Below are 1,028 nucleotides of genomic sequence, written 5' to 3'. Positions count from 1 at the left end.
CCTACCCGACGCTCGTCCGATCTCCCGACCTGCTGGTTCTCCACACCCTGCGCTGCACCGGATTCGCCGAACTCGCCCGGGCGGCCGAGGCCGTCGGCCTCCCCGAGGCCGACGTGGAGTCCGAGCTGATCGACCTGGCGGTGGCCGGGCTGGTCACCCGGATCTCCGGCCCCTTCGGCGGCTGGGGCCTGACCGAGGCCGGCCGCGCCGCCGACGCCGAACGGATCGCGGCCGAACTCGCGGCCTCCGCGGCCCGGGAGCCCGTCTCCGAGGTCTACGAGCGCTTCCTCGTCCTCAACCCGGAACTCCTCGACCTCTGCACGGCCTGGCAGACCCGCCCGGTCGACGGCGCGATGGCCCTCAACGACCACGCCGACACCACCTACGACACCCTCGTGCTGACCCGGCTGACCGACCTCGACCGCCGGGCCGCCGAGGTCTGCGCCGAGCTGTCGGCCGTCCTGCACCGCTTCGCCCGCTACCGGGAGCGGTTGGCCGGCGCGCTCGGCCGCGCCCACGCGGGCGAGCAGGGCGCCGTCACCGAGAGCACCGACTCGTACCACGCCGTCTGGTTCCAGCTGCACGAGGACCTGCTGACCACCCTCGGCATCCCCCGCCACTGAGCCGCCCGGCGGCCCGCTGCGCCGTTCAGCGGTCGTCGGACCAGTCCGCGTCGACCGGCGGGACACCGGTGGCCAGCACGTGGCCGACGATCCGCAGGCCCTCCGGGAGCGGCACGGTCTCCGTGTCGGGGTACTCGTCGTGCTGACCGTTCGTCAGGACGAAACCGGTGCTGCGGCCGGCGGCCAGCGGATCCACGGCGTGCCCGCCCGGGTCGCCCTCGGGATCGAGCAGCAGCACCATCGCGCGCTCGCCGTTGCTGACGACGCCCAGCGACCGGCCGGAGGAGGCGGCCAGCCAGGTCTCCAACCGTCCCGCGGCGATCCGACCGCGCAGCAGGTCGAGCGCCGCCTCGACCGTCGCCGGAGCGGTGCCGTCGTCGAAGACCCAGGACTCGCCCATGTCTT

Annotated in this window: 2 protein-coding genes; one reads left to right on the top strand and one right to left on the bottom strand. The window is 74.4% G+C overall.

Annotation, left to right across the window (positions count from 1 at the left end; all coding sequences use genetic code 11):
• The first annotated feature begins 29 nt into the window (after nt 1–29).
• Entirely contained in the window at nt 30–623 is a 594-nt protein-coding gene (locus tag ABZ641_RS39315; protein ID WP_359989546.1) for a transcriptional regulator, read from the top strand.
• A gap of 25 nt (nt 624–648) precedes the next feature.
• Here the strand turns inward: ABZ641_RS39315 and ABZ641_RS39310 are convergent.
• Nucleotides 649–1,028, bottom strand: a 380-nt coding sequence (locus tag ABZ641_RS39310; RefSeq protein ID WP_359989544.1) for a hypothetical protein, incomplete at its 5' end; no start/stop codon positions are given.

It is taken from the genome of Kitasatospora sp. NPDC007106 (assembly GCF_040634455.1).
Taxonomy (GTDB): Bacteria; Actinomycetota; Actinomycetes; order Streptomycetales; family Streptomycetaceae; genus Kitasatospora; species Kitasatospora arboriphila.
The sequence above is the reverse complement of the archived record's forward strand: the minus strand, read 5'-3'. Positions and strand labels throughout refer to the sequence as shown.